General features: G+C 71.5%; 22 protein-coding genes and 1 tRNA gene. 9 read left to right on the plus strand and 14 right to left on the minus strand.

The features are described from left to right. Window positions 1-90: 90 nt before the first annotated feature. From FJ309_09050 to FJ309_09065, 4 genes are all read right to left on the minus strand, one after another. Window positions 91-1,641 carry an ammonium transporter gene (locus FJ309_09050; protein ID MBM3954746.1) on the minus strand — a complete coding sequence of 517 codons (1,551 nt, stop codon included), beginning with the start codon at window positions 1,639-1,641 and terminating at the stop codon, window positions 91-93. Window positions 1,642-1,963: 322 nt separating this feature from the next. Beyond that, on the minus strand, window positions 1,964-2,635 hold the full coding sequence (locus tag FJ309_09055) for an aminodeoxychorismate/anthranilate synthase component II (GenBank protein MBM3954747.1): 672 nt from the start codon (window positions 2,633-2,635) through the stop codon (window positions 1,964-1,966). Next, complete coding sequence (locus FJ309_09060; protein MBM3954748.1) at window positions 2,632-4,299, minus strand: anthranilate synthase component I family protein; 1,668 nt, start codon at window positions 4,297-4,299, stop codon at window positions 2,632-2,634. Before FJ309_09060 ends, FJ309_09055 begins: the two co-directional genes overlap by 4 nt. Beyond that, window positions 4,152-5,633: a dihydropteroate synthase gene (locus FJ309_09065; protein MBM3954749.1), complete on the minus strand. Its 1,482-nt coding sequence runs from the start codon at window positions 5,631-5,633 to the stop codon at window positions 4,152-4,154. The genes FJ309_09060 and FJ309_09065 overlap by 148 nt, the downstream gene beginning before the upstream one ends. Here FJ309_09065 and FJ309_09070 point away from each other — a divergent pair. From FJ309_09070 to FJ309_09080, 3 genes are read left to right on the plus strand one after another with little or no spacing between them, the layout of a single operon-like run. Then, window positions 5,607-6,500, plus strand: coding sequence for a DUF447 family protein (locus tag FJ309_09070; protein MBM3954750.1), 894 nt, complete (start codon window positions 5,607-5,609; stop codon window positions 6,498-6,500). The two genes, FJ309_09065 and FJ309_09070, sit on opposite strands and share 27 nt — an antisense overlap. A 5-nt stretch (window positions 6,501-6,505) precedes the next feature. Further along, a complete protein-coding gene (locus FJ309_09075) occupies window positions 6,506-7,570 on the plus strand; it encodes a beta-RFAP synthase (protein MBM3954751.1) in 1,065 nt (354 codons plus the stop codon). 38 nt (window positions 7,571-7,608) lie between these two features. Beyond that, window positions 7,609-8,541, plus strand: a complete 933-nt coding sequence (locus tag FJ309_09080; protein ID MBM3954752.1) for a sugar phosphate isomerase/epimerase — start codon at window positions 7,609-7,611, stop codon at window positions 8,539-8,541. An 11-nt stretch (window positions 8,542-8,552) separates the two neighbouring features. Here FJ309_09080 and FJ309_09085 read toward each other — a convergent pair whose 3' ends face one another. Then, entirely contained in the window at window positions 8,553-11,321 is a 2,769-nt protein-coding gene (locus FJ309_09085; GenBank protein ID MBM3954753.1) for an insulinase family protein, read from the minus strand. Between the two features lie 107 nt (window positions 11,322-11,428). Beyond that, window positions 11,429-12,352, minus strand: coding sequence for a 4-hydroxy-tetrahydrodipicolinate synthase (locus FJ309_09090; protein ID MBM3954754.1), 924 nt, complete (start codon window positions 12,350-12,352; stop codon window positions 11,429-11,431). Between the two features lie 47 nt (window positions 12,353-12,399). Here FJ309_09090 and FJ309_09095 point away from each other — a divergent pair, with 47 nt between their 5' ends. Both FJ309_09095 and surE read left to right on the plus strand, forming a co-directional pair. Then, complete coding sequence (locus tag FJ309_09095) at window positions 12,400-13,335, plus strand: purine-nucleoside phosphorylase (GenBank protein ID MBM3954755.1); 936 nt, start codon at window positions 12,400-12,402, stop codon at window positions 13,333-13,335. Window positions 13,336-13,412: 77 nt separating this feature from the next. Next, window positions 13,413-14,102, plus strand: coding sequence for a 5'/3'-nucleotidase SurE (surE, locus tag FJ309_09100; protein MBM3954756.1), 690 nt, complete (start codon window positions 13,413-13,415; stop codon window positions 14,100-14,102). A 137-nt stretch (window positions 14,103-14,239) separates the two neighbouring features. Here the strand turns inward: surE and FJ309_09105 are convergent, their stop codons facing one another. Genes FJ309_09105 through hflB form a run of 3 tightly spaced genes read right to left on the minus strand, consistent with a single transcriptional unit; the run spans window position 14,240 to window position 16,804 of the window. Continuing rightward, window positions 14,240-14,557 (minus strand): Dabb family protein, encoded by a 318-nt coding sequence (locus tag FJ309_09105; protein ID MBM3954757.1) that lies wholly within the window; start codon window positions 14,555-14,557, stop codon window positions 14,240-14,242. Between the two features lie 43 nt (window positions 14,558-14,600). Then, window positions 14,601-14,849, minus strand: coding sequence for a hypothetical protein (locus tag FJ309_09110; protein MBM3954758.1), 249 nt, complete (start codon window positions 14,847-14,849; stop codon window positions 14,601-14,603). Further along, complete coding sequence (gene hflB, locus FJ309_09115) at window positions 14,846-16,804, minus strand: ATP-dependent zinc metalloprotease FtsH (protein ID MBM3954759.1); 1,959 nt, start codon at window positions 16,802-16,804, stop codon at window positions 14,846-14,848. Before hflB ends, FJ309_09110 begins: the two co-directional genes overlap by 4 nt. A gap of 80 nt (window positions 16,805-16,884) precedes the next feature. Between hflB and FJ309_09120 the strand changes: the two genes are divergently transcribed. Both FJ309_09120 and FJ309_09125 read left to right on the plus strand, forming a co-directional pair. Further along, window positions 16,885-17,319, plus strand: a complete 435-nt coding sequence (locus tag FJ309_09120; protein MBM3954760.1) for an NUDIX domain-containing protein — start codon at window positions 16,885-16,887, stop codon at window positions 17,317-17,319. Between the two features lie 117 nt (window positions 17,320-17,436). Continuing rightward, the gene (locus tag FJ309_09125) at window positions 17,437-17,901 is read left to right on the plus strand and encodes a nucleoside-diphosphate kinase (protein ID MBM3954761.1); all 465 of its coding nucleotides are present in this window, start codon (window positions 17,437-17,439) and stop codon (window positions 17,899-17,901) included. 53 nt (window positions 17,902-17,954) lie between these two features. Here FJ309_09125 and FJ309_09130 read toward each other — a convergent pair whose 3' ends face one another. The 3 genes from FJ309_09130 to pyrF are packed head-to-tail and all read right to left on the minus strand — an operon-like array spanning window position 17,955 to window position 21,005. Next, on the minus strand, window positions 17,955-18,404 hold the full coding sequence (locus tag FJ309_09130; GenBank protein MBM3954762.1) for a hypothetical protein: 450 nt from the start codon (window positions 18,402-18,404) through the stop codon (window positions 17,955-17,957). Between the two features lie 16 nt (window positions 18,405-18,420). Continuing rightward, complete coding sequence (locus FJ309_09135; GenBank protein MBM3954763.1) at window positions 18,421-20,040, minus strand: hypothetical protein; 1,620 nt, start codon at window positions 20,038-20,040, stop codon at window positions 18,421-18,423. 14 nt (window positions 20,041-20,054) lie between these two features. After that, window positions 20,055-21,005, minus strand: a complete 951-nt coding sequence (gene pyrF / locus FJ309_09140) for an orotidine-5'-phosphate decarboxylase (GenBank protein MBM3954764.1) — start codon at window positions 21,003-21,005, stop codon at window positions 20,055-20,057. Window positions 21,006-21,196: 191 nt separating this feature from the next. Here pyrF and FJ309_09145 point away from each other — a divergent pair. Beyond that, window positions 21,197-21,271: transfer RNA gene (locus FJ309_09145), tRNA-Pro, on the plus strand. Between the two features lie 430 nt (window positions 21,272-21,701). Here the strand turns inward: FJ309_09145 and FJ309_09150 are convergent. Then, on the minus strand, window positions 21,702-22,565 hold the full coding sequence (locus FJ309_09150; protein ID MBM3954765.1) for a DHH family phosphoesterase: 864 nt from the start codon (window positions 22,563-22,565) through the stop codon (window positions 21,702-21,704). Then, window positions 22,502-24,181 (minus strand): recombinase family protein, encoded by a 1,680-nt coding sequence (locus FJ309_09155; protein MBM3954766.1) that lies wholly within the window; start codon window positions 24,179-24,181, stop codon window positions 22,502-22,504. Before FJ309_09155 ends, FJ309_09150 begins: the two co-directional genes overlap by 64 nt. 99 nt (window positions 24,182-24,280) lie before the next feature. Between FJ309_09155 and FJ309_09160 the strand changes: the two genes are divergently transcribed. Further along, the coding region (locus FJ309_09160; GenBank protein MBM3954767.1) for a transposase at window positions 24,281-24,749 on the plus strand (469 nt) is incomplete at its 3' end.

Below are 24,749 nucleotides of genomic sequence, written 5' to 3' on the forward strand. Positions count from 1 at the left end.
GCGAGGCGGTAGCCCGCCCAGGCCGTTGGGGCACCCTTCTGGTTTGTCAGGCCGCGGCGGACCGGCCAGCTTGGTTCGTCCGGGCCGGGATCACTCGGCGCGGGTGAGGACGAAGCCGTGGTAGGCCTCGTTGCCATGCTCGCCGATGTCGAGCCCCTCGATCTCCTCCTGCGGCGACACACGCAAACCGACGACTGCCTTGAGGATCAGCCAGCAGATCGCCGACACCGGGACCACGTAGGCGCCCACGAGGAGGATGCCCACGATCTGGGCCACGAGCTGCTTGGTGCCTCCCCCGAAGAACAGTCCCGCGTACGGGCCGCCGGCGGCCGCGCTGCCGAACGGTCCGGTGAGGACGGTGGTCGACAGGTCGGTCGTCGTGAACAGTCCGACGCACAGCGTGCCGAAGATTCCGTTGACGAGGTGCACGCTCGTCGCCCCGACGGGATCGTCGACCCGGGCCCGGTCGAAGGCCAGCACGGCGAACACGACGAGCACGCCGGCGATCGCGCCGATGATCGCCGAGCAGGTCACGTTGGTGAACGCGGCCGGAGCCGTGATCGCCACCAACCCCGCGAGGCAGCCGTTGAGCGTCATGCCGATGTCAGGCTTGCCGAGGAGGAGCCACGCGGCGATCGTCGCGGTCAGCGTCGCGGCCGCGGCGGCCGTGTTGGTGTTGACGGCCACCTGGCTGGCGAGGGCACCGCCGTCGGCGGCCACGCTCATCGTGCTGCCGGGATTGAACCCGAACCACCCGAACCACAGCACCAGGCAGCCGATGAAAGCGGCGGTCATGTTGTGGCCGGGGATCGCCCGCGGCCTTCCGTCGGACCCATATTTGCCGATCCGGGGGCCGAGGACGATCGCTCCGGTGAGAGCCGCCCAGCCGCCGACGGAATGGACGACGGTCGAGCCGGCGAAGTCCCAGAAGTTCCACTCCTTGGCGAGGTAGCCGAAACCCCAGATCCAGTGGCCGGTGACGGGATAGATCACCAGCGCCATCAGGAAGCTGAAGAGGATGAACGCGTGGTACTTGATCCGCTCGGCGACCGCCCCCGAGACGATCGTCGCCGCCGTCCCGGCGAACACGAGCTGGAAGAAGAACTTCGTCCACAGCGGCACGTTCGCCCAGCTGATCGCCGAGTAGACGCCCTTGTACTGGTCGCCCATCGCCGGGGAGTTGTCGGCACCCCCGACCATGAACGACCCTGAGTTGCCGTAGAACGCGCCGTCACCGCTGCCGAACATCACGTCCCAGCCGAACAGCCAGAAGGCGATCGCCGTCGCCGCGAAGACGATGAAGTTCTTCGAGAGGATGTTGACGCAGTTCTTGGCGCGGGCGAAGCCCGACTCGACGCAGCCGAACCCGAGGTTCATGAAGAACACGAGCATGCTGCAGATCAGCACCCAGACGGTGTCGGCAGCCATCCACAGCTTGGGCACCATCTCGTCGATCGACGGTGACTGAGGGGCAGTGGCCGCGGCCGCCGGAGCGTCGGCCAGCGCCGCGTCCTGGGCGAACGACACACCTCCCAGGGCCACGACCAGGGCCGCGACCATCACCGGGAGACACCAGCGCGTCGCCTCTCGGGCACCACGAACCCACGGGCCCGCAGCGCGGGCCGACTTCGAGCAATCCATGTCCGCCTCATGACCAGAAAGTCACCGGCGCGATCCGTGCGCCATCCGCCTCTCGTCCCCCGGCCTCATGCCCGAGGACTCTTCCGCCGGCCGCGAGAATTGCAAACCGCGTGCCAGCGATCCCGGCAGCAGCCTCGGGCGATCGCGAACGGGTCCTGAAAACCGGCTGAAATCGCGGAAAAACGATGATCGCGGGTGGTCCGACGGCGATCGTGCCCGGGCTGAGGCGTTGGCTGACTGTCACCGGTTCGCCCGGTGACTGCGCACCTCCTGCCGCATTCCTGGGCGACTGGGCGGTTTTCGTCCTGGTTCGCGGCGTCTTTCAGAACGTGACGACTGCACCCGGGGGAAGCGGATCGGCAGCGCCGGTTCCCGGTCCGGGGCCCTGCCAGCGCTCGAGCGCCGCGATGTCGGCCTGCCACGGGATCCCGGCAAGGTCGAGGAAGTTGGCCAGCAGCCGGAAGCCGTGGCGGGTGAGGATCGACTCGGGGTGGAACTGCACGCCATACAGCCGGTCGGCGGCGTGGGCCAGTGCCATCACGGTGCCGTCGGGGGTCCGTGCGGTGACGGCGAGGCCGGCCGGCAGCGTGCGGTCCTCGACCACGAGCGAGTGGTAGCGGCAGGCGGCCATCGGGTCGGGGATTCCCGCGAACAGGTCGGTGCCGTCGTGGTGGATCGGGCTCGTGCGCCCGTGGACCGGCTCGTCGGCCCGGACCACGCGGCCGCCGAGGGCGGCGGCGATCGCCTGGTGGCCGAGGCAGACGCCGAGCATCGGCACGCGGCCGCGGAGCGTGCGGATCGCCTCCAGCGAGCAGCCGGCCTCGGCCGGCGTGCAGGGGCCAGGCGAGATCACGAGCGCCTCGGGGGCGAGCCGCTCGAGCGCGGCGACGGCCGTGCCGTGGGCGGGCACGACCCGCACCGCGACGCCGAGGAGGTGCAGGCAGCGCGCGAGGTTGAACACGAAGCTGTCACGGTTGTCGAGGACGACGATCATGCGGGGCGCTCCCCGGGCCGGTCGCCGGCGATGCCGAGGGCCGACAACACACGGAGGATCCCTTCCGCCTTGTGGAGCGTCTCGGCGTGTTCGGCGGCCGGGTCGCTCCGCGCCGTGATCCCGCCGCCGACGGAGAACTCGAGCGAACCGGCGCGGGCCACGAGGGTGCGGATGAGGAGGTTGAAATCGGCGCGGCCGTCGAAGCCGACGTAGCCGATCGAGCCGCAGTAGCAGCCGCGTGCCGTGCCCTCGAGGGCGGAGATGATCTCGCACGCCCGGTGCTTGGGCGCGCCGGTCACGCTCCCCCCCGGCACGGCGGCGCGGAGGGCGTCGAGCGCGGTCGCCCCGGGGCGGAGCCGTCCGGCGACGATCGACACCAGGTGCTGCACGCAGGCGTAGCGCTCGAGGCGGCACAGCGCCTCGACGCGGACGCTCTCGGGGGTGCACTCGCGCGACAGGTCGTTGCGCACCAGGTCGACGATCATCACGTTCTCGGCCCGGTCCTTGGCGCTGGCGGCGAGGTCGTCGCCGGCGAACAGATCGGCCTCGGGGCTGTCGATCACCCGCCGCGTCCCCTTGATCGGGTGCATCCGCACGATCCCGCCCCGCACCTGGAGGAACCGCTCCGGCGACATGCTCGCCACCTGGAGGCCGTCGAGCTCGAGCGAGGCGGCGAACGGTGCCGGATTCCCCCCCCGCGCGGCGCAGGCCAGCCGCGTCGGATCGACGTGCGTCGCCACCGCGAGGCGCTGGGCGAGGTTGACCTGGAAGATGTCGCCGGCGCGGACCAGCTCGATCGCCTCCTCGACCATTCCCCGGTAGGCCGCCGCGGTGTGGCTGGCATGGACCGCCGGGAACGACGGCAGGGGATGGCCGGCGACGGCCGCTGCGGTCGGGCCGTCGGCCGCGCGCCCCGGCGGCTGCGTGCCGAGCGCCGCCAGCAGACGGTCGAGCCGCTCCTCGGCGCGCGCCCGGCGCGCGACCGGGCCCCGCGCGGGCACTCCCTGCGAGATCGCCCAGGCCCGGCCGAGGTCATGGTCGAACGCGAACACCACGTCGTAGCTGGCCAGCGACACCAGCGGCACGTCGTCCTGCCCCGGCGGCAGCGGCAGCCCCTGGAGCGCCAGGCCGAAGTCGTAGGCGAGCAGCCCAGCCAGACCTCCCTGAAAGGCCGGCAGGCCGGGGATCGTCTCGGTGCGGAGGTCGGCGAGCACGGCCGCCGCCGTGGCCAGTGCGGCTTGGGCGGCGGCGGGAGTCGCCTCGGTGCGCGGCAGCGTCACGACGTGGATCGGGTCGAAGGCGACGAACGACGCCTGCCCGAGGCGCGGCGGGGGCTGCTCGGTGCGAACGGTGGCGGGCGGGTCGACGCGCGCCGAATCGAGCCACAGCCGGTGCGGCTGACCGGCGCCGAGGACGAACAGATCCTCCGCCGAGCAGCCGGGATCCAATTCGGCGACCACGGCGCCGGACGACGTCGACCAGCGCCGGACGATTCGGGGAGCGGAGGGAAGGGGGATCACGTCGCCTCGACCGGGGGCGAGGGTGTCGGGTCGGCCGGCCGGGGATCGGCGGTCGCTGCCGCGGCGCTGACGGCAGCAGCGGCGGCCCGTGCCGCGGCGCGCGACGGCCCGTGGCCGATCTCGGCGCGCGTCAGATGGCCCCACTCGAGCGCCTGGTCCTGACGGTAGTCCTTGCCGAGCGTGAGCGCGGTGACCGCCTTGGCCATCTCGTAGCCGAGGTAGAAGGCGTGCGACGGATCGACGTCGGTCCGCCCCGCGGCCGAGAGCCGCTCGAACAGCGCGAAGGGATCGCGGTCGGCGAGGTGCAGCCCCGCGCCGACGAGGTGGATCGCGTCGCGCTCGGCGAAGATCCGGAAGTTGGGATCGCGGATGTCGGCGGCGAGGCGGTCGAGGACCTCGTCGCCGTGCGCCTGCGGCCGCCCCGAGCGGAGCACCACCAGCCCCGGCTCGACGTGCTTGGGGAGCGTGCGCCGCGTGACCGCGTGGTGGACGAGCCGCCGGCCGAGATCGCACTCGCGCACGCTCGACCGCGCCCAGTGGATCACCTCGGTGGTCAGCACCGAGCCGATCCCGACCTCCGCGCAGAAGCCCAGCAGGAGGACATTGATCCCGGCCGAGTCGACGTCGGTCAGCTCGGTGAGGTTGCCGATCCCGACCATCAGCGCGGCCTCGGGGCGGCGGCGGCGCAGCTCGAGGGCCCGGCCGAGCGACGCCGCGAACCCGAAGCCGATCGGCTCGAGGACCGGGTCGAGGCGGAAACGCACCCCGCGGCGCTCGAGGAAGTCGGCGGTGTCGAGGAGGCTGCCGAGATCGTCGGGAACGTCGGGGATCGCCACCACCTCGCAGCCCCAGTCGGCGGCGGCCGCGGCGTTGGCGGAATTGACGCTCAGCACCAGTTCCGCGCCGGCGGCCGCGGCGGCGCCGACCTCGGCGGGGTCGAAGCTGTCGATCGAGACCCGCAGCCCCTCGGCGACGAGCATCCGCACCGCGTCGCCGACGCCCGTCCAGGTCGAGCCGGGGTCGCAGCCGACGTCAATCAGGTCGGCGCCGTCGGCGGCCAGCCGCCGCGCCGTGGCGAGCAGCTCGGCGCGGGACAGGCGCGGGGCGTGGTTGATCTCGGCGAGGATCTCGATCGCGTGGGCGCCGTAGCCGTCGCGGTCGGTGCGCGCCTGGCCGAACCACTCGTCGAGCCGGCGGAGGTCGGCCGGGCCGCGCTCCACGGGGACACCGGCCGCCGCGGCGACGACGTCGAGCGGCCCCGACACCGAGCCGGGGAGGACGACGCGATCGGTGCCCGGCGGCACGGCCAGCCGCCGGGCGATCCACGGGGTCGTCATCAACGCCGCGACGGTGATGTTGAGCACGTCGACGCTGTAATCGAACCCCACACGCGGCCCGAGGTCGGCCAGCACGCGTTGCAGCGACGGTTCCGCCAGCCGGCCGGTGACGAAATGGATGCGTTCGCGGGAAGCGGTCACGGCGGCGGTCCGACGACGGGAAAACCCTCATGTATTCTATCTGTCGGTGGACAAAGCCCTCCGTGGCCTTTGTCCACTGTGGCGACCGCGGGAAACGCCGAGGGTTTCCCGGGTCGCCGTCGGCCGCATCCGGCGGCCGATTCCCTGGGCCACCGCCTGCCAGCTTCCGGTGGACGAATCCTCTTCCCCGAACCCGCCTCCCCGCCCCCGCGGGCGCGTTGCGTCTGCCATCGCATGCCCCTGGTCCTCGAAGGCATCGTCTCGACCCGCGCCGACGACGGCGGCGCGCACCTCGCCCCGATGGGGCCGTGGATCGACGAGGCCCAGCGCGGCCGACCGACGAGCCTCGTCCTCCTCCCGTTCGCGACCAGCCGGACCGCCGTCCACCTGGCGCGCGACGGGGTCGGCGTGTTCCACGTCACCGACGACTGCCTGCTCCTCGCCCGGCTGATCGCCGGGGTCGAGGTGCCGGTGCCGGTGCGGCCCGCCGTGGCGGTCGAGGGCTGGGTCATCGAGGACTGCTGCCGGGCGTTCGAGTTCCGCGTCGGCGTCGCCGACCGGGCGACGCCGCGCCAGCAGCTCGCCGCGACGGTCGTCCACGTCCACGAGGGGCGGCCGTTCTTCGGCTGGAACCGCGCCACCGCCGCGGTCGTCGAGGGGGCCGTGCACGTCTCGCGGCTCCCGTTGCTCGGAGCGGCGGAGGTCGGGCGCCGGCTCGAGGCCCTGCGGATGGCGATCGACAAGACGGCGGGGGAGCGCGAACGTGCCGCGTTCGCGTTGTTGGTTTCGGCGGTCGCCGCCGCCGGCTACGCTGATGGCTCCTCAGGTTCCGCCGCGGGGGCCCGCGCGGACCGACCGATCCCCTGACACGCATGCCGTCCGATTCCCCACGCCCGCGATCCGCCGGCCGCCTCGTCGAGGTGAAGACGCCGGCGCGGCTCCACCTCGGGATGCTCTCGTTCGGAACGCCGAGCGTCCGCTCGTTCGGCGGCGTCGGCGTGATGGTCGACCGCCCGGGGGTCCACCTGCGGATGGGCAATGCCCCCGACTTCCGTGGCCGCGGCCAGCTCGTCGAGCGCGCCCTGCGCTTCGCCCATGCCTGCAGCCGATCGTGGGATCTGCCGGCCGACGCGGGCTGCGAGATCGAGGTGGTGGCGGTGCCGCGCGCCCATGTCGGCCTCGGCAGCGGCACGCAGCTCGCCCTCGCCGTCGCCGCCGGGATGCGTCATCTCCATCTCGCCGGGGGCGAAGGGGGCGGTCCGCGCGCCGACGAGGGGGAGCCCTTGCACTTCGAGACCCACGACGCGGTAACGCTGGCGCGGGCCGCTGGGCGCGGGAAGCGCTCGAGCGTCGGCCTCTACGGCTTCGCCCGCGGCGGGTTGATCGTCGAGGCCGGCCGGTTCACCTCCCCGGACGACCGCGGCACCGACCAAGCGCGTTCGCCGATGGTCGCGCGGGTGCGTCTGCCGAGCGCCTGGCGCTGTGTCGTGATCGTCGAACGCAACGCCGAAGGGCTGTCGGGCGAGGCGGAGCGCCAGGCGTTCCAACGCCTCGCGCCGGTGCCACGGGAGATCTCCGCCGAGCTGTCGCGGCTGCTGCTGCTCGAACTGCTCCCGGCGGCGGTCGAGGGGCGGTTCGACGCCTTCTCTGAGGCGGTCCATGCCTATGGGCAGTTGGCCGGCGAGCCGTTCGCGGCGGAGAGCGCGCAGCAGCCGCATGCCGAGGCGACCGCCCAGCTCATCGAGCTCCTCGGCGAGCTCGGGGTCGTCGGCCGGGCGCAGAGCAGCTGGGGACCGGCGGTGATGGCGCTCTGCGACTCGCTCGCCTCGGCGGGGACGGTGGTGGAGCAGTTCGAGGCGCTCGGGCTCACCGGCCAATTCGAACTGTCGATCGCCAAGTTCGACTCCGACGGCGCCGTGATGCGCGTCGTCGAGTGACCTGAAGGGAGGCAGCGATGGGACGCGACGGGAATGCCATGGCGGGATGCCGTCAGACGACGCGGCGCGGCTGGATCGCGGCGACGGCCCTGGCGGCGGTGACGCCGCGCGGCCTGTCCGCCGCCGATCCGCCGCGACGCCGCGGTGCTCCACGGTTCGTCCCCGCGCTTGCCGCCTACGGCTTCCGGCAGTACTTCCCCTGGTCGCGCGGCATGGCGCAGGCCGTCGCCGATCCGGCGCGGGCGCTGTCGATTCCGGGGTTCATCGACTACTGCGCCGACCACGGCTGCGATGCCGAGCTGACCGCCTACTACTTCGATCCCGCCGTCGGGGACGCCGACCTGGCGGCCTTCCGCCGCCAGGCCCACCTCCGCGGGATCGCGATCGCCGGGACCGCCGTCGGCAACCGCTTCACGCTCCCCGCCGGCCCGCGGCTCGACGGCGAGATCGCCGACGTCAAGCGCTGGATCGACCGCACCGCGCTGCTCGGAGCCGGGCACATGCGCGTCTTCGCCGGGCCGTCCGGCGACGGCCTCGACGACGCCGCCGCGCGGAGGCAGTGCATCGCCGCGCTCACCGAGTGCGCCGCCCACGCCGCGACGCGCGGCGTGATGCTCGGCGTCGAGAACCACGGCGGCGTGGTCGCCGACCCCGACGGCCTCCTCGCGGTCGTCCGCGGCGTGGACAGCGACTGGCTCGGGATCAGCCTCGACACCGGCAACTTCGTCTCGGCCGATCCCTACGCCGACCTCGCGCACTGCGCGCCCTATGCGGTCAACGTCCAGTACAAGGTGTCGATCCGCCGCACCGAAGGGGTGCCGGCCGAGCCGGCTGACGCACGGCGGATCGTCGGCATCCTGCGCGACGCCGGCTACCAGGGGCGCGTGGCGCTCGAATACGAAGAAGACGAAGATCCCTACGCCGCCGTGCCGCGGCACCTGGCGGCGCTGCGGACGGCGCTGGCAGGCTGACCGGACCGGCTTCATTTGGCCGGCGCGGCCTTCTTGGTGAAGTCGCCGGCACGGATGATCACGAGCTTGTCGGGATCGACGTGCCGGCGGAAGGCGTCCTGGATCTGCTGCGGCGTCAGTTCCGCCACGCGCTTCTCGTCGGCCGCGACCCGGGCCATTGTCCGGCCGAGTTCGAGGTTGCTGACGAGCTGCGCCACGATCGTGCCGTCGCTCGAACGACCCGTCTTGCGGGCCTCGAGCCAGGCCGTCTTGGCGGCGGCCAGCTCCTCCTCACTGGGGCCCGACTGGATGAAACGCTTCAGCTCCTCCAGCGCCGCCCTCTCGACGGCGTCGATGTTGCCGGGATTGGTGATCGCGCTGATCGTGAACCGGGCATCGTCGCCGCGGGCCGGCACGCTGACCGACGAATTGACGCCGTAGCTCAGGCCCTCCTTCTGCCGGATCCGGTCGCCGAGCCGGCTCGACAGCGCCCCGCCGCCGAGGATGAAATTGCCGACCTCGAGCGCCATCTCGTCGGGCGACTCGTCGTCGAGCGGGAACGACAGCCCGGCGATGAACACGGCGTTGTCCTTGTCGGGCGTGAGGATGTCCTCCTTGGCCCCGGTGAGGTCTTTTTTCGCCGTCCGCTCGATTCGCGTGTAGGGCGTCGACGACTTCCAGTCCTTGACGACGTCGCGGATCGCGGCGAGGGCGGCGTCGGGATCGAAATCACCGACGATCGCGATCTCGCCGACCGCCGCCGAGAGCTGCTCGCGGTACAGCTTTTTGACCTCGTCGAGATTCGCCTTCTCGAGCTCCGCCCGGCTCTCCTCGATCGACCGCGCGTGGCGGACGTCGCCGGGCGGGTAGTCAGACAGCGCCCGGCCGAGCTTGACGCCGGCGAGCATCTGCGGCTCGGTCTCCATCCGCGCCATCCCGGCGAGCGACTGGGCGCGCATCTGGTCGAACTCCTCCGCCGAGAACGCCGGATCGCGGAGGACCTCGCCGAGGAGCCGGATCGCGTCGGGAAGCGTGCCCTTCTTGGCCTCCATCCCGAACGATAGCCCGCCCGCTCCACCGCCACCGCCACCCCCCCGGCCGCCGCGGCCGCCGCCCCCCATACGCACGCCCAGTTCGTCGAACTTCTGCCGCAGCTGCTGGCGGTCGTACTTGCTCGTGCCGGCCATCAGCATCCGCGGCAGCATCCCGGCGGCGGTCGCCAGGCCGTGGAGCGAGCGCTCGTTGCCGTAGCGCAGCGCCATCGCGACCGACACCGTGTCGCCGCGGTTCTTCTTCGGCAGCATGGCCACCTTGATGCCGTCAATCTCCACGATCTTCGTGCGCCGGTCGATGTTCTCGGGCGTCGGGTCGAAGGCCTCGCCGGCCTCGCGGGCCACGCCACCCCGGTAGTCCTTGACGACCTCGGCGATCGACTCGACCTGCGGGACCGCGAGCCGCTGCGGCGCCTCGACGGGGATGAACTTGCCGATCGTGCGGTTGTGGGGCTTGAAGTAGGTGGCGGCGACACGGTTGACGTCGTCGACGGTCACCGCGTCGATCCGGTCGCGCTGCAGGAACCACAACCGCCAGTCGCCGAGCGCCGCCGCCGACGACAGCGCCTGCGACATCGAGGCGGCGTCGGCGAGTGTGTTCTCGGCGCGGCGCCGCGCGCGGAGCTTGGCGCGGTCGAGCTCCTCGGCCCTGAACGGCGTCTCGGCGACGCTCTCGGCCACCGCCAGCAGCGTGCGCTCCGTCTCGTCGAGCTTCCCTTCGACCGGCTGTGCCATGAAGCTGAACAAGCCGGGGTCGTGGGCGTCGTCGGCGAACGCGCTGGCACCGGTGGCGATGTCGGGCTCGACGAGGTTTTTCTCGAGCCGGCCGATCTTGTCCTCCGAGAGAATGCTCGCGAGCATCGACAGCGGTGCCCAGTCGGGGTGGGCGGCGGCCGGCATGTGGTAGGCGATCATCACCGACCCGACCTTGCCGACGCGGCGGAGGATCACCGTCCGCTCGCCGTCCTGCGCCGGTTCCTCGGTGTAGGTCGTGTTGAGCTTCCGCGACGGGCGCGGGATCGAGCCGAGGTACTTGGCCGCCAGGGCGAGCGCCTTCTCCTCCTCGAACTTCCCGGTCACGATGAGGACGACGTTGTCGGGCTGGTAGAAGCGCTCGTAAAAGGCGCGGAGGTTGTCGATCGGCACCCGCTCGATGTCGGAGCGGTTGCCGATCGTGCTCTTGCCGTAGTTGTGCCACTCGTAGGCCGCCGCCTGGACGCGCTGGGCGAGGACGCGCTCGGGGCTGTTCTCGCCCCGTTCGAATTCGTTGCGGACGACCGTGAACTCCGACAGCAGGTCTTCGCGCTTGATGAAGCTGTTGACGAGTCGGTCGCATTCGAGGTGGATCGCGAAGTCGAGGTTCTCGTCGGTGGCCGGCACGGTTTCGAAGTAATTGGTGCGGTCGACGTTGGTCGTGCCGTTGAAGCTCGCGCCGTGGTCGCGGAGCGCCTTGGGCACCTCGGGAAACGTCGGCGTCCCCTTGAACACGAGGTGCTCGAGAAGGTGGGCCATCCCCGCCTCGCCATAGCCCTCGTGCCGCGACCCGACGAGCACCGTCATGTTGACCGTGATCGTCGGCCGTGACGGATCGGGAAACAGCACGACGCGGGCCCCGTTGGGGAAGCGGTACTCGCTCACCCCTTCGACGGAGGTCACCTTCTCCGGCTTGGCGACCGGCGCCTGGGCGACGGCCCGACCGGCGACGAGGAGCAGGAGGAGAAGCGGTAAGAGCGGCGCACGACGGCCCATGACGGGATCCCTCCGGAAGAGCGCGGCCCGAACGGGCCGGACGGCGGCAGGATAGGCGGTGCGCCGGCCGGGGGCAAAAGGGGGCGGGCGGCGCCCGGCGGCACGCCTCAGGCGACCGTCTTCAGGCCGTAGGCGCGGAGCACCGCGCGGAGCTTGTCGGCCAGCCCCGCCTCGAGCGGCACCAGCGGCATGCGGATCTCCCCCGAATCGCGGCCGAGCATCGCCATCGCCGCCTTGATCGGGATCGGGTTGCTCGCCAGCCCGAGCAGGTCGCGCGCCAGGCCGAACAGCCGGAGATGGAGCCGCCGCGCCTCGGCCAGATCACCGCGGTCGTAGGCGGCGCACAGGGCGCGCATGTCTCCCGGCACGATGTTGCCCACGACCGAGACCACGCCGCGCCCGCCGACGGCCAGCAGCGGGAGGGTCATGCTGTCGTCGCCGGAGAGGACCGTCAGATCCGTGGCGGCGAGGACCTGCGACGCCTGGTCCATCGACCCGGTCGCCTCCTTGACCATCTGGATCCCGGGCAGCTCCGCCAGCGCGACGATCGTCTCGGGCTCGATGTTGCGCCCGGTCCGCGCGGGAATGTTGTAGACGCAGATCGGCAGCGTCGTCGCCTCGGCGAGGGCCTTGAAGTGGGCGATCAGCCCCGGCTGCGTCGGCCGGTTGTAGTACGGGCCGACGACCAGCGCCGCATCGGCTCCGGCGCGCTCGGCGAACTTCGTCAGCCGCACCGCCTCGGCCGTCGAATTGCTCCCCGTCCCGGGCATCACCAGGATCCGTCCGGCCGCCGCCTGCACGCTCTCGGCGATCACGCGCTCGTGCTCGTCGTGCGACAGCGTCGGCGACTCGCCGGTGGTCCCGACGGGGCAGATGCAAGTCACGCCTGCCGCCACCTGGAACTCGATCTGCTCGCGGAGTCGCGCGACGTCGACCGTGCCGTCGCGGAACGGCGTGACGATCGCGACCGAGAGGCCGGCGAACCGCTCGGCGCGCGTGCGGCCGGACGACGGGGCGGCGACGGAGGGCATCGGGGGAGAGTCTCCTGGGGATTCCGTGATCGCGATCGGGCGAGGATATGATGCCGGCCGCGCGGCGGCAAAGGGACAGCCGCGATCCCCGCCCGGCCGGGGTGACGGCGCCGCGCGGGAGGGCGCGTATGGCTGAGGAGCGATCGCCGGGCGCGAACCTGCGCCCCCGCGCCGGGGCGGTGGAGGCTGCAGACCGACTCCGCGACCGGCTCGGCGGCCCGTGCGCGCTCGGGGTCGTGCTCGGCACCGGCTTGGGCGATCTGGTCGGACTGCTCTCCGAGCGCCGCACGCTCACCTCCGCCGAGACCGGCTGGCTGCCGCAGTCGCGCGCCACCGGCCATGCCGGCCGCATCGTCGCCGGCGTGCTCGCCGGGACGCGCGTCGCGATCCTCCAGGGGCGCGTCCACCATTACGAGGGCCATCCCCCCGAGACGCTCGTCCGCGCGATCGAGCTGCTCGCGGCCCTCGGCTGCCGGACGGTGCTCCTCACCAACGCCGCCGGCGGGCTCCGCCCCGACATGGTGCCGGGGGAATTGGTCGTCCTCACCGGCCACGTCGATCTCGTCCGCCGCGACTGGACCGGTGCCCTCGGCCCGGCCGCGACCGTCGTGGGGCGCGGCGCCGGTTCGACCCCCTACGACCCCGCGCTGGTCGCGACGGCCCTCACGGCCGCGCGCCGCGCCGGGGCCCGCGCCCGGGCAGGCGTGTACGTGCTCCTCTCGGGCCCGAGCTACGAGACGCGCGCCGAATACCGCTGGCTCCGCGCCAGCGGCGCCGATGTCGTCGGAATGTCGACCGTGCCCGAGGTGACGGCGGCGCGGCGGCTCGGATTGGCCGTTGCCGCGGTGTCGGTCGTGACCAACGTCGCCCGCCCCGACGCCCCCGACAAGACGCTCGCCGAGGATGTCTGCCGGGCTGCCGCCGAGGCGGCCGCGGGGGTCGGGGCGATCCTCGCGGCCTTGGCCGCGGCCGCGCCGCACTGAGCCCGCGGCCGTTTGCCGCGGGCCGGCGCGGCGGGGCACAATCGGGTCGTCCGGTTCACCACGGCCAGGAAGCCCCGATGCGGATCCTCCTCACCAACGACGACGGCATCGACGCGCCGGGCCTCGCGGCACTGGCCCGCGCCGCCGCCACGCTCGGGGGCGATCTGGTCGTCGTCGCCCCGGCCGAGTGCCACTCCGGCTGCGGCCACCGCGTCACCACCCACGCGCCGCTGTCGGTCGCCGAGGAGGGTCCGGCGCGCTACCGGATCGGTGGCACGCCGGCCGACTGCGTCCGCGTGGCGCTGGGGAAGCTCGCCCCCGACGTCGATCTGGTGCTCTCGGGGATCAACCGCGGGGGCAACCTCGGCGTCGACGTCCACCATTCGGGGACGGTCGCGGCGGCGCGCGAGGCGGCGCTCCACGGCCGGCCGGCGATCGCCGTCTCGCAGCTGGTGCGCCCCGACGGCGACGTCGACTGGGAGCGGTCGGCGGCGTGGCTGGAGCGGGTGTTCCGCCGGATCGCGGCCGCGGTCCCGGGGGCAGGGACGTTCTGGAACGTCAACTTCCCCGTCCTTCCCGAGGCTGCTCCCGCGCCGCAGCTCGTCGAGTGCCCGGTCGATCCGTCGCCGTTCGCGCTGGCCTACCGGGAGGTGGACGGCGGTTGGCGCTGGGCGTCGGACTACCACCGCCGCCCGCGCCGCGCCGACGGCGACGTGGCCGTGTGCTTCGGCGGGGCGATCGCGCTGTCGCGTGTCGGGGTCGTGTAGCAGACCGTGGACAACGTGATCGGCCGCGGGATGCGGCCGAAGGCGACCCGGGAAACCCTCGGCGTTTCCCGCGGTCGCCGGAGTGGACAAAGGCCATGGTTGGCTTTGTCCACGGACAGTCGCGGCGTGCTGCCGGGCTACTCGTGGGCGGCGAGGTCGGCGTCGAAGACGCGGACCTTGGCCCACGACGGGGAGTGCTCGGCGATGAACGAATCGTGCCGCGGCGCTTGCTGGTAGGCGTCGTGCGCGGCGGGTGACTCGAACACGATCACCAGGGCGACGTCGAAGTCGCGGTCGTTCACCTGCCGGTCGTAGTCGGCGACCGTGCCGGCCGAGAAGAAGATCGTGCCGGGATGGCCGGTGAGCCACTTCCGGCAGCCCTCGACGAGCCGCGCCGCCGCGGCAGGGGTTCGTTCCTTGAGCGTGAAATACACGGCATGCGACAGCGCGGCCATACGGACAACGTCTCCTGGGGCAGAATCTTGGTGATCGATGGGGTCACCGGTCGGCTGCACTCAGCCGATCGGCGACGGCCTGCATGAGGGAGTGATACGCAGGCAGTCGGCTCAGAATCGTCGGGAGCATCGACTGCCGATAGACGTGGCTCCAGGTGTTTCGATCGGCGATCATGTCGAGGGCAGGCTGGTATTCCGACTCGCTCACGACACCCCGATCGAGGCCGGCTTTGATCGCCGCCTTGGGGCTGGTCGGCACGTCGAGCCCCCGGCAAACGGCCCACTGGCTCAGGCGTCGCTGCGGCCGTCGCGCGCCGCCTGAACCGGCGCCGAGCCGGGGGAGGCGAGCGGGGGTCGGCGCGGTGCCGCCGGGCCGACGATCGCCACCACCTCGGTGTCGTCGAGCATTTCGCGCTCCTCGAGCTCGCCGGCGAGGGCGTCGAGCTTGGCACGGTTTTCGGAGAGCAGCCGGCTGGCCCGCTCGGCCGCGTCGTGGAGGATCCGCGACACCTCGTCGTCGATGATCCGCGCCGTGTGCTCGCTGAACTCGCGCTGCTCGTAGACGTCGCGTCCCAGGAACGGATGCTCGTCCGACACGTGGCAGGCCACCGGCCCGACCTTCTCGCTCATCCCCCAGTGGGCCACCATCCGCCGGGCCAGACGCGTGGCCTGCACGAGGTCGTTCTCGGCGCCGGCCGAGTATTCACCGCAGGCGAGCTTTTCGGCAGCCCGGCCGGCGAGGATGAACACCAGCCGGTTGGTAAGGTCGTGCTCGCCGATGTTCATCCGGTCTTCTTCGGGGACCAGTTGCGTCACGCCCAGCGCCCGCCCCCGCGGGATGATCGTCACCTTGTGGAGTTTGTCGACGCCGGGGAGCAGCCACGCGGCCAGGGCGTGGCCCGCCTCGTGGTAGGCGGTGAGCGTCTTCTCGTGGCCGGTGAGCACCTCCTCGCGCTTCGGCCCCATCAGGACCTTGTCGCGCGCGAAGTCGAAGTCGGCCGGCTCGACGGCGAGCTTGTCGTGGCGCGTCGCCCACAAGGCGGCCTCGTTGACGAGGTTGCGGATGTCGGCGCCGGTGAGGCCGACGGTCGCCGCGGCGAGCCGGTCGAGGTCGACGTCGGCCGACAGGGGGACGTTGCGCGTGTGGACCTTGAACAGCGCCAGGCGGGCCTTCTGATTGGGGCGGTCGACGGTGACGTGCCGGTCGAAGCGCCCGGGGCGGAGCAGCGCCGGATCGAGCACGTCGGGGCGGTTGGTGGCTGCCAGCACGATCACGCTCTCGGTCGGGCTGAAGCCGTCCATCTCGGAGAGGATTTGGTTGAGCGTCTGCTCGCGCTCGTCGTGACCGCCGCCGAGGCCAGTGCCGCGGTGGCGCCCGACGGCGTCGATCTCGTCGATGAACAGGATCGCCGGCGAGGCATCTTTGGCGGTCTTGAACAGGTCGCGCACGCGCGACGCGCCCACCCCGACGAACATTTGGATGAACTCGGAGCCCGAGATCGAGAAGAACGGCACCCCGGCCTCGCCGGCGACGGCCCGGGCCAGGAGCGTCTTCCCGGTGCCCGGCGGGCCCATCAACAACACCCCCTTGGGCACGCGGCCGCCGAGGCGCTGGAACTTCTGCGGATCCTTGAGGAACTCGACGATCTCCTTGAGATCCTCCTTCACCCCGTCGAGCCCGGCGACGTCGGCGAACGTCATCTGCTTGTCGGCCGGGGAGTAGCGCTTCGCCGGCGAACGGCTGAAGCCGCCGAGGAAGCCGGTGCCGCCGAGCGGGTCGCGTGCCCGGCGCAGCATCGTCCACATCAGGCCCATCAGGACGAGGAACCCGAGCATGTACAAGCCGATCAGGAAGCCTGTCCCGTCGGTCGGCTGACGGACGATCGTCTTCACGTCGTGCGCCAAAAGCAGGTCGTCGAGCCCGCGGCCGAGGTAGCTCGACAGTTCGGTGCGAAACGTCTTCGGGGCGGCGCCGATGGCACTCGATGGCGTGCTTTCCGCCGTCCCCCGGTATTCACCGGTGAGGATGTTGCCCGAGATCTGCACCGTCGCGACATGGCCCGCCTTGACCTCGCGGACGAACTCGTCGTAGCTGATCGCCGCCGGCATCGACGCCTGCTCGCGCACGAGCAAGGCCACCATCGCCAGTCCGGCGAGGAGCAGCATGATCAGGGCGGGCGTCCCCAGCGGCTTGCCGAGGGTGGGGCGCTGCGAGGACGAACCTTTGGGACGCTGCGGGGCATCCATGGGCAGGGGGGGATCCGGCGGGGCAGGGGGACAAGACGGGCGTCAAAGTGTAGTGTACGGGGCCCGGATGGAAACGGCCCATGAACGCGTCCCCTGATCCAGTGCGTCGGCAGCCCCGCGGCGTGGTCGCGGTCGCAGCCCGCGGCGGGCGCTACCTCGCCATCCGGCGCGGTGCCACCGTGGCCGCCGGCGGCCGGATCTGCTTCCCCGGTGGACACGTCGAGGCCGGCGAGGGGGAGCAGTCGGCGGTCGAGCGCGAGTGCCGCGAGGAGCTCGGGGCGACGGTCGAGGCGACGGGGCGGGTTTGGTCGAGCGTGACGACCTGGGGGACGGCACTGTCCTGGTGGACCGTGCGGCTCGTCGGCGACGACGACCTCGTGCCCCACCCCGTGGAGGTCGCCGAGATCCTCTGGCTGTCGGAGGAGGAGATGCTTGCCGATCCCGATCTGCTTCCGGGGAACCGCGACTTCCTCCTCGCGGTGCGCGACGGCACGATCCGGCTTGACCAGCCATGACGGCCATTGCCATGCCGTGACCGGCCGGCCCACCCTTCGTCCCCCGGCGGCGGCGTTGTAGACTTCCGCCCGCGGCCCGTCGTCGGGGCCGCGTCGAAGCCAGCCAAGGAGCGTGCGATGGAGCGGTCGTTCGTGATGTTCAAGCCCGATTGCCTGGAGCGGCGGCTCCTCGGTCGGATCCTCGCCCGCTTCGAGGACAAGGGCCTGCGGCTCCTCGCCATGAAGATGCTCCGGGTCACCCCGGCGATGTCGCGGCAGCATTATGCCGAGCACGTGTCGAAGCCCTTCTATCCGGCGCTCGAGCAATTCATCACCGGCGCCCCCGTGGTCGCCACGGTGATGGAGGGCCCCGAGGCGGTTCGCGTGATCCGCGAGATCCTCGGCGCCACCAGCGGCCTCAAGGCGGCCGCCGGCACGATCCGCGGCGACTACAGCTCGAGCCGGCAGATGAACCTCGTCCATGCCTCCGACTCCCCCGAGTCGGCGGCCCGCGAGATCGCGATCTACTTCAAGGCCGACGAGGTCCTCTCCTGGGATCCGACGCTCGCCTGCTGGCTCCAGGCACCCGACGAAAAGGGCTGACGGGCTGCTGGGGCTGCCACGCCGGCGAGCGCCCGAGGCCCGCGCGGGTTCGTTCAGCCGCGCCGGCGCAGCCACCACCGCGTGGCGAATTTCCGATAGCCGAACATGAACCACAGGTTCGGCTTCGAGAACAGCGCCCGCGTCACCAGCCCCCACGCCCCGCGCTTGTGCTCGTATTCGATGTGCTCGCGGATCTCGGTCGTGTCGGGTGACAGGGCCACGAACGAATGCGTGTGTTCCCACTTCGCCGCCGGTCCGGCGGCCTGCACGTCGGTGAACCCGTCGGCGTGGACGTCGCGGTGGACCGCGGTCCACCGCAGCGGCAGCGGGCCGACCCACAGCGTGAACCGGCTCACCGACCCCTCGGCGAGCGGCTCGATCGAGTGCAGTTGCACGATCGTCGGCGGTGGCGTGAGGCGCTTGAGGGCGCTGGTGTCGCGGTGAAACTCCCGGACCGCGGCGATCGGCGCGGCGACGGTAAAGCGGTAGTCGAAAACCGGCATGGTGCTGGTCCGGGGTTCAGGCGGCCGGTGCCCGCCGCGGCCCCGACAGCAACCGGCCGATCCAGGTGTCGCGGACGACGAGCCAGTAGCTCACCGCCAGTATGGTCGTGACGGCCAGGTTGAGGAGGAGGAACTTCGCGATTGCCGGCCATGGCCAGTCGCGCACGATCCCCTGGCCGGCGATCACCAGTGGCAGGTGCATGAGATACATCCAGTACGCCGCGTCGGCGAAAAACCGCACCGCTGGCCGAGGCCGGCTGCACCAGCGCCCAAACAGCCCGACCAGCGCCAGCGACACCAACCACGGGTAGGCCGCCTGCGCGGCCACCCCCAGCGGCCGCAGCGCCCCGGAGACGAACCCGACGGGGAAGGCGATCACGACGGCAAGCGCCAGCATCGACCATGGCCACCGGCCGCACGCGTCGAGCAGTGGCGACGAGCCGTCGCCACGGGAAAACGCCGCCGCCCCGAACGCGAAGAACAGACCGTAATACAGGAGCAGGTGGGGAGCGGGGAGCAGCCCGGTGGCCGTGTCGGGGCCGAACAGTTCCCCCATGAACGCCTGCGGCACGAGCGTGAGCGGGATCCACCACACGCCCGCGCGGCCACTCCCCGGGCCCTTATCGACGACCCGTGCCCAGATCGCGAACGCTCCCACCAGCCAGCACAGATACCAGAGGAACCACAGGTGATGGAGCGTCGGCGTCGTGAACAGCCCCAGTGGCCGGCGGCCGAGCTGAACCGTGAACCGTGGTGACGACAGCCAGGCCCGGTAGCGCTCGACGAGCGTGCTGGCCCGCGCCGGTGCCGCTGCCGGCGCCGGGCCGATCGCGGCCAGCCAGTCGCGCGTCGCGGCGCGGCCGGTGGCGAGCGAATCTGCATCGACCGGTGGCAGGCGCAACAGGCCGACGATGAATTCGGTCGTGCCGCGGTCTGCCGTCGTCGAGTCGATCGGCCGCAGGCCGGTGACGTTCTGCGCGGCGGGATCGGCACCGCGCTCGACCAGCAGCCGGGCGATCGCCGGCCGCCCCATGAAAGCGGCGGAATGCAGAGCCGTGTTGCCCTGGCGGTCGGCGGCGGCGACGTCGGCCCCGGCGTCGAGGAGCCGGCGCACGAGCGCCTCGTCGCCGACGAGCACGGCCCACTGGAGCGGCGGCAGGAAAAACTCCGCGTCCCCGGCGGCGAGGTCGCTTGGTGTGGCGAGCAGCCGCTCGATCGCCGCGCCGTCGGCGGCGCGGATCGCCGCGGCGAGCGTCTCGGGCGCGGCCGCTGCCCGCGACGGCTTCTGCACCCACACTGCCGCCCACCACAGCAGCGGCAGCACCGTGACCAGCGACACTACCAGGGGGAGGAGGATCCGCGCCGCGCGCTGGCGGAGAAGGGCGGCCAGGCCGCGGCGCCGGTAGACGAGCATCGTGAAGCAGCCGCTGACGAGGAAAAACAGCGGCATCCGGAAGCCGTGGACCAGCCCGATGGCGAGGCCGTAGAGCGGACTCTGGCGCGAGTCCTGGACGGGCCACGGCGATGGAAAAAACGACATCGCCGCGTGGAGCGCGATCCCCAGGAGCATCGCGAAGGCGCGCAGCGCGTCGAGGTCGTGGCGCCGCGCGATCCCGTCGGAAGGGGGCGCGGGCATGGCTGCGGCCCGGTTCAGGTGCGGAGGCTGGCGGCGGGGGTGTCGGCCGCGAGGCGGTCGATCATGTCGTGGCAGGCGCGGTCGACCGCGGTCTGCCACTGGCTGTCGGCGAGGCCGGCGTTCATCTCCGGCCGCGCGTGGGCGAAGATCACGTCGCGGGCGCTGACGACCAGCGCCCCCAGGCCGTCGGCGTGAAACGCACCGCGCACGTCGGCGGCGCGCCCGCCCTGGCGGCCGAAGCCGGGGACGAGGATCCAGGCGTGGGGCATGGCGGCGCGGAGGGCGTCGAGCTGCCGCGGCCAGGTGGCGCCGACGACGGCGCCGACGGCGCCATAGCGCGCCCCGGCGCTCGTCGCCGCGGCGAATCCCTCGACGCCGGCGGCGACATGGTCGTAGATCGTCTTGCCGCCGATCTCGAGATCCTGGAAGTCGCGGCTGCCGGGGTTCGACGTCTTCACCAGCACGAACACTCCCGCGTGCCGCGCCGTCGCCGCCTTGACGAACGGCTCGAGGGCGTCGAGGCCGAGGTAGGGATTGACGGTCAGCGCGTCGGTACCCCACGGGCCGCCGAGCCAGCCGGCGGCGTAGCTCTCGGCGGTCGAGCCGATGTCGTTGCGCTTCCCGTCGGCGAGCACGAGCAGCCCGCGCGACCGGGCGTGGGCGATCACGTCGGCCAGCGCCGCCATGCCGTGCGGGCCGATCGCCTCGAAGCAGGCCAACTGCGGCTTGACGATCGGCACGAGCCCCGCGACGACGTCGATCACCTCGGTGCAAAACCGTGCAAATGCCCGCGCGACCGCGGCGGCGTCGCCGGGGCTCGCGGCGCGGAGGGCGGGGGGCAGGCTGTCGTGGCGTGGATCGAGGCCGATGCAGGCCGGGGTGCGGCGGCCCTTGACGGCGGCGGCCAGCCGCACGGCGAACGGGTCGGCCGGGATCGTGGCGCCGGCGAGCGGTGCGGTGGTCATGGCGCGGTCTGCGTGGGGGCGGGTCGGCGTGCGGGGGAACGCGTGTTGCCGTGCGGAGGCGGCTGTGCGATAGTGTGGCGGTCCTGCGGGAGTGGTGCGAGTGGGTCCGGGGTGGCTGGCGTCGAGCCAGTGGCCGCGGCGGCCGGCGAAGAGCCGGACGGTTGCCCGTTGCACCGTCCGCGGGGCTGAATCGGGGCGTGGCGCAGTCTGGCTAGCGCGCTTGACTGGGGGTCAAGAGGTCGCAGGTTCAAGTCCTGTCGCCCCGACTGGTTGGCAGATGGCTTCAATGCTCGCAGATTGAAGCTGTTTTTGGTTCACGTGCTTCCTGCCGTCGTTCGGCAGTGCCGTCTGGCAGCAACCGTTTTATCGGGTAGGCAAACGGGTAATTACCCGTTTACCCGTTTCCGGTTTTTGCAGGGCACTCCAATGGGTAGACGGTCACGCGACAAGCTGCCGCAATTGCGACGGCACGCCCCCACCGACACCGCTGTGAACGCCGGTTGAAAAATGCAGCGCGGGGCGGTCGAAAAGTGCAGCGCTGGGGATGGGTTGAATCTACTCCGGGGTAGGCCATTGCGAATGCCGATCGTGGCATCACGGAGATCAAGCCGAAGAAGGGCAAAGGCAAGGGCAAGGGAGCCTGATCTTTGTTGAAGAGGTCGGGGCGAGGGCCGGTGTCCCCTCCCTTCGTCGCCGTCAGGATGGCTCGCTCCGCCACGTCGGTCGATCGGGCGTCAGCCCCTGCCGTGCCGCGTCGAGGGCTTCCGCCCGGTTGGCGAAGTCGTAGGCCCGTACGATCGTGCCGCGGCTATAGCCCATCACGCGCGCAAGCTCGTCGAAGCTCTCGCCCGCCTTCCGCCGCCGGTCCACCTCCGCCGAGATCAGTTTGTATGGCGGCAGCCAGGTGGGGTCGGCCTTTCGCCGGTGCCGGCCGCGGCGGGGATCGATCCGCTTGGGCGGGTGCTTGCCCGTGGTGTGGAGGTGGAGGGCGTCGCGGACGACGTCGGCGCTGATGCCCAGGGCCCGCGTGATCAGGTCGATCCCCGCCCCGGCGTCGGCAAGCGCCGCGATCTGCGGCAGGAGAAGCTCGTATTTCAGCGGCCGTGAGAGCGGCACGAAGACCTCGAGGATGCTCGAATCGGATGTTTCGGGCAGGATCCAACGGTCACCATATAGGAACTCCCACACGCTGTCCGTTGGATCATCGTCGCCGCCGTCGGAAGGCTTCTTCTGCCGGCCGAGCTCCGCCAGGGCCGGGACGGCGTTGATCGTGAACCGGGCCACCATCCGCGGCTTGGCCTCTCCTTCGACCGGCACCGCGTCGATGACGACGTCGCCGATCAAGGACTTGAGGACGCCGGCGGCGACGCCCACGTCGTCCTGGAGCAGCTCCCGGAGCCTCCCAAGGGCCGCCACGACGTCCTGACGCTTCACTCGGCCGACGCGCGGCCGGCGGTTCCGCTGCTGGAGGGTGGCGAGCTCCTCCCGCTTCGCGGTCAGCTCCCGCTCCATCTCCCGGACCCGGTCGAAGATCGCGTCGAGCCCGCGGTCGTCGTCCACCCGGTCGAGCCGGGCAGTGAGCCCGCCACCTGCCGCTCCCGGTTGGCGATCTCCAGCTCGAGCGGCTTGGTCGACGCGGCAGGCCGGCGGATCGCCCGCGAGAGTTCGCCGTTGACCTCCTCGGTGAGACGGTCGAGAAAGTCGTCGGTGAAGAGCACCGCCATCACCCGGCCGAGGACCGCCTCGTTGATGATCCGCTCGGACTTGTAGCCCCGGTTCGTGCAGCCCTTGGAGCCGTGGATCGAATTGAGGCAGACGAGGCTCCGGTACTTGCCCGCCGCGCGCCCGAGGCTCATCGGCGTCTGGCAGCAGCCGCAGATCGGGCGGATGAGCAGCTTCGGGTAGAGGTCGACGCGATGGGGTCGGTCGTCGCCACGCCTGGCCTTCCTGCCGAACGCCGCCGCGCCCTGGCCGAGTTTTTGTTTCACGGTGCTTGCCAACGCATCGGAGAGGATTCGCAGGTGGGGGACCTCCCGCCTGAGCCAGTTCTTCTCGGGCAGCGTCTCGACCCGCCGCTTGCCCGTCTGCTTGTTGACGACGTGACGGGTCTTTCGGAACACGTCGACCCCCACGAGCCGCTCGCGGCGGTAGAGATCACGGATGCGGCCGTCGCTCCAGCTGTTCATGCCGGCGACCCGCTCCTGATTGAAGAGCCGGGCGACGTCGCCAGGGCTCTTCCCTTCGTGGGCCAGCATCTCCGCGCCGCGGCGGATCCAGTCGGCGGCTTCGGGATCGACCTCGACGCGCTTCTCGATCGTGTTCTTGTGGGTGATGAGGAGGTTGCCATTCGAGTCGCGCACATCGACGAGCCGGTAGCCGGCTCCCGGCGGGTGGATGTTGTCGCCGCGGTGGAAGGCGTCGTCCATGCCGCGGTGGACCTTCGACTTGAGCTGCGTGATGAACGCCTCGTTCATGCTGCCGAGGACAGGGAGCAGGAATGACGACTGCGGGTTGGCGCTGTCGAAGCCGTCGCTGGCCCCGACGACCCGTACACCGGTCTCCCGGGCCAGCTCGCCGAGCTTCAGCGACTCGATCGTGTCGCGGCTCATCCGGGAGAGATCGTCGAACAGGAACCAGGCGACGCCCGAGTCGTCACGGCGCTCGAGGAGCGTCTTGGCGATGGCGTAGCCCCCGCGGCAGGCGAGGGTGCCGCTGACGGCGGCGTCGGCGAGGACGTAGGGCCAGGGGATGAAGATCTGCTCCTGCTGGGCCCGCCTGAGGACGTTCCCCAGCTGCTGGTCGAGCGAGCGGGGATTCGAGTTCTCGTCGCTGAAGCGGACGTAGGCGACGCCGAGCGACGCCCAGGCCCGCGGCGTGCCGGCAGGCTCGAAGACCTCGGTCAGGTCGCCCCGGAACCGGCGGATAAAGTCGTCGGCCATCGCCTCGATCGTGGCGGCGCTGACCGCCGGCACCGCCTGAGTGCCCACGAGCTCAGGCCAGTGCCGGGCCTGGGCCTCGAGGTAGGTACGGGCGAGGCCCAACAGGCCCGCCCGCTCGGGGAGACCGAAGTCAGGCCCCCGGACGCGGCCGCCGCCGCGGCGGAGGGCAGGGGGAACAGGAGACGGATCGGAAGAAGGCGAGCCGGCGTTGCCGGCAGAGTCATTGAGACGAAACATGGGAAACACCTCGGAGGCAAAAGAAATTGCCTCCGGGGCGGAGCAGGGGGGCGTGTCGACGCCCCTCTAGTACTACAACGTTAGCTGATCTTGAGCCAGATGAGTTTTGTCGTCATGCTTCCGGCCATGAATGCACGGAAGCTTCACAAACTGAAGAACGAGATGCAGGCGTTCGTCGAGGACGTCGCCGCCGGCATCGGACGCAGTGAGCGGAAACACTGGTGCTCGACCTATCTCCGCGGGCTCTTGCTCGACGGTGATCGCAAGAGCATCGAGCCGATGGCCGGTCGGCTCACCGCGATTGATCAGCCGGAGAAGGACTACGTCCAGGCACTCCAGCAGTTCATCAACCAGAGCAACTGGGAGGACTCGCTGGTTCAGGAAAACATGCGGCGGCGTATCGGCCGCATCTTTGGCACGGAAGGCGTGCTGATCATCGATGACACGGGCTTCGTCAAGCAGGGCAAGCATTCGGTGGGCGTGTCCCGGCAGTACAGCGGCACGCTCGGCAAGGTGGGCAACTGCCAGATCGCCGTCACGCTTCAGTTCCAGGTCGAGCGTAGCGTGC

The organism is Planctomycetota bacterium (genome assembly GCA_016872555.1).
GTDB lineage: Bacteria > Planctomycetota > Planctomycetia > Pirellulales > UBA1268 > F1-20-MAGs016.

Excerpts from the sequence above, each read along its gene's own strand:
- surE (MBM3954756.1), top strand. The coding sequence starts at position 13,413 with ATGCGGATCCTCCTCACCAACGACGACGGCATCGACGCGCCGGGCCTC.
- hflB (MBM3954759.1), bottom strand. The coding sequence starts at position 16,804 with ATGGATGCCCCGCAGCGTCCCAAAGGTTCGTCCTCGCAGCGCCCCACC.
- FJ309_09085 (MBM3954753.1), bottom strand. The coding sequence starts at position 11,321 with ATGGGCCGTCGTGCGCCGCTCTTACCGCTTCTCCTCCTGCTCCTCGTC.
- FJ309_09090 (MBM3954754.1), bottom strand. The coding sequence starts at position 12,352 with ATGCCCTCCGTCGCCGCCCCGTCGTCCGGCCGCACGCGCGCCGAGCGG.
- FJ309_09055 (MBM3954747.1), bottom strand. The coding sequence starts at position 2,635 with ATGATCGTCGTCCTCGACAACCGTGACAGCTTCGTGTTCAACCTCGCG.
- FJ309_09130 (MBM3954762.1), bottom strand. The coding sequence starts at position 18,404 with ATGCCGGTTTTCGACTACCGCTTTACCGTCGCCGCGCCGATCGCCGCG.
- FJ309_09080 (MBM3954752.1), top strand. The coding sequence starts at position 7,609 with ATGGCGGGATGCCGTCAGACGACGCGGCGCGGCTGGATCGCGGCGACG.
- FJ309_09070 (MBM3954750.1), top strand. The coding sequence starts at position 5,607 with ATGGATGCGTTCGCGGGAAGCGGTCACGGCGGCGGTCCGACGACGGGA.
- FJ309_09155 (MBM3954766.1), bottom strand. The coding sequence starts at position 24,181 with ATGTTTCGTCTCAATGACTCTGCCGGCAACGCCGGCTCGCCTTCTTCC.
- FJ309_09095 (MBM3954755.1), top strand. The coding sequence starts at position 12,400 with ATGATGCCGGCCGCGCGGCGGCAAAGGGACAGCCGCGATCCCCGCCCG.
- FJ309_09050 (MBM3954746.1), bottom strand. The coding sequence starts at position 1,641 with ATGGATTGCTCGAAGTCGGCCCGCGCTGCGGGCCCGTGGGTTCGTGGT.
- FJ309_09135 (MBM3954763.1), bottom strand. The coding sequence starts at position 20,040 with ATGCCCGCGCCCCCTTCCGACGGGATCGCGCGGCGCCACGACCTCGAC.
- FJ309_09105 (MBM3954757.1), bottom strand. The coding sequence starts at position 14,557 with ATGGCCGCGCTGTCGCATGCCGTGTATTTCACGCTCAAGGAACGAACC.
- pyrF (MBM3954764.1), bottom strand. The coding sequence starts at position 21,005 with ATGACCACCGCACCGCTCGCCGGCGCCACGATCCCGGCCGACCCGTTC.
- FJ309_09125 (MBM3954761.1), top strand. The coding sequence starts at position 17,437 with ATGGAGCGGTCGTTCGTGATGTTCAAGCCCGATTGCCTGGAGCGGCGG.
- FJ309_09075 (MBM3954751.1), top strand. The coding sequence starts at position 6,506 with ATGCCGTCCGATTCCCCACGCCCGCGATCCGCCGGCCGCCTCGTCGAG.
- FJ309_09120 (MBM3954760.1), top strand. The coding sequence starts at position 16,885 with ATGAACGCGTCCCCTGATCCAGTGCGTCGGCAGCCCCGCGGCGTGGTC.